Annotated in this window: 1 protein-coding gene; it reads left to right on the plus strand. The window is 45.8% G+C overall.

Features of this window, described 5'->3' with window-relative positions; translation table 11 throughout:
• The coding region (locus tag D0T87_RS24380; protein WP_203558790.1) for a hypothetical protein at positions 1–204 on the plus strand (204 nt) is incomplete at its 5' end.
• Between the last annotated feature and the right edge of the window lie 117 nt (positions 205–321).

Consider the following 321-nt stretch of genomic DNA (forward strand, 5'->3'; position numbering starts at 1 on the left):
TCGGGAACGTTGCTTATCCAAAACGGTTTGCAGGGTTGTGTTGTCTGTGGTGGTGCGCAAGAAGTAAACCCATTCCCTGTGGATAGCTTTGACGGATCGGTGTTGTCAGGGTTTTTGAGTACGTTTACCTGTGTCCAACTTTGTGTGCCGTCTTTATGGTATACTGGAGGATGGCAACAACCGCCTCTGGATCAGTACCAATAACGGTTTGGCTTGTATCACGCCCGGATTTGAGAGAATCCCTCCCTCTCCGCAAGGAGGTGCTTTATGTGAAAGCAAAACCCTGTAAATTAAACATTTACAGGGTTTTTTATTTTTCTA

Source organism: Bacteroides sp. 51 (assembly GCF_010500965.1).
Lineage (GTDB): Bacteria > Bacteroidota > Bacteroidia > Bacteroidales > Bacteroidaceae > Bacteroides.